The organism is Pseudomonas sp. P5_A2_2, assembly GCF_054177685.1.
Map to the genome: position 1 here is coordinate 1 of NZ_JBGCUL010000911.1, position 1768 is coordinate 1768.

Genomic DNA, 1768 nt, shown 5'->3' on the forward strand with positions numbered 1-1768 from the left:
GCTTTAATCTTAAGCATGAGATTCGGCGGGTCCTGAAAAAAGTGTCTTCGGCAAATGTGAAAATTTCATTTACCGAGACAGCTCTAATTTTAGATAGCCAACCATCAATTTTTTGTGAAAAAGAAGCCAACAATTAGTTGGCTTATAAAACCAGCCTGATACTTCCAGACTATTTGAGAATGGTTCAGCTCCAGTACAGCTTCGACTCAAGCCTGATGCAAATACCAACGCCAGTCCTGCTCACCGACCTCCCCCATGAATTGGCGATATTCGGCGCGTTTCACCGCCAGGTAGACACCGAGGAATTCCCCGCCGAACGCTTCTTTGGCCCAACTCGAACCTTCCAGCGATCGCAAGGTGGTCAGCCAGTCTGTCGGCAACAGTCTCGCAGCCTGGGCGTAGCCGTTGCCTTCCACCGGCGCACCAGGGTCGAGTTGTTCGCGGATACCGCGATGAATACCGGCCAGAATCGCCGCAGCCGCCAGATAGGGGTTGGCGTCGGCGCCACAGATTCGGTGCTCGATGTGCCGGGAATACGCCGGCCCGCCCGGTACGCGCAAACTCACGGTGCGATTGTCCACACCCCAGGTGGCCGCCAGAGGCGCATAGCTGTTGGCCTGGAATCGACGGTAGGAGTTGGCGTTGGGGCAGAACAGCAACAGCGAATCGAGCAAGGTATCGAGCATACCTGCAACAGCCTGCTTGAGCAGTGGCGTTCCATCCGGAGCTTCACTGGCGAAAAGATTGTTGCCGTCCTTGTCCGCCAGGCTCACGTGCATGTGCATCCCGGTGCCGGCCAGGTCATCGAAAGGCTTGGCCATGAAGCAGGCGGTCATGCCGTGCTTGTGCGCCACCCCCTTGACCAGACGCTTGTAACGCACCGCTTCGTCCATTGCCTGTAATGCGTCGGTGCGGTGTTCGAGGGTGATTTCCACTTGCCCCGGCGCGTATTCGGAAATGGCCGTACGCGCCGGAATCCCCTGGAGCTTGCAGGCATTGTAGAGATCGGCCAGGAACGGCTCGATCTGTTCCAGTTCGCGCAACCCATAGACCTGAGTGCCGTAGGGACGCCCGCCATCGACATCCCGTGCCGGTTGTGGCCGGCCATTGCTGTCGCGTTGCTGATCCAGCAGGTAGAACTCCAGTTCCGCCGCCATGACCGGGTAATAACCGTCAGCCTGTAAACCTTCGATGACTTTCGCCAGCAAATGACGGGGATCGGCAATGGTGGCGGGCATGCCTTCCGTCGGGTGCATGCTGACCTGCACGGCTGCGGTCGGTATCAGACGCCACGGCATACGCGTGAGGCTGCCGCTGATCGGGTAGGCCCGGCAGTCGATATCCCCGACATCCCAGACCAGCCCGGAGTTCTCCACGTCATCGCCGTTGATGGTCAGGCCGAGGATGGTGCTCGGCAATGGCCGCCCGCTTTCATACACCGCCAGCAACTCGTCACGATGCAGCAGCTTGCCCCGCGGTACTCCGTTGTTGTCGAGGATGAACAGCTCGAACATTTCAATATCCGGGTTCTGCTCCAGAAAGGTCAGGGCTTCTTGCTTGGAGGCAAACGAGGTCGTGGCACTACTCATGGGAACTCTCTTTTTCCGTGTCAGRCGGGTACGCAAAAGCACCCGCACCTTAATCCCGCCATCAAGCGGAATATGTAGGAACAATCAGCGGAAAAAGCAGGAATCCGGCGGGCGCGCATGACGGCAATGCCACAGCGCCCAGAAGGCCAGTTCAGAAGGAAGTGCAGAGAGGTTTGGCG

At 58.1% G+C, this 1768-nt stretch carries 1 protein-coding gene; it reads right to left on the reverse strand.

What is annotated here, in order from left to right:
* Positions 1-206: 206 nt before the first annotated feature.
* Positions 207-1589 (reverse strand): glutamine synthetase family protein, encoded by a 1383-nt coding sequence (locus ACXRVY_RS27220; RefSeq protein WP_223461988.1) that lies wholly within the window; start codon positions 1587-1589, stop codon positions 207-209.
* Between the last annotated feature and the right edge of the window lie 179 nt (positions 1590-1768).

Excerpts from the sequence above, each read along its gene's own strand:
- ACXRVY_RS27220 (WP_223461988.1), bottom strand. The coding sequence starts at position 1,589 with ATGAGTAGTGCCACGACCTCGTTTGCCTCCAAGCAAGAAGCCCTGACC.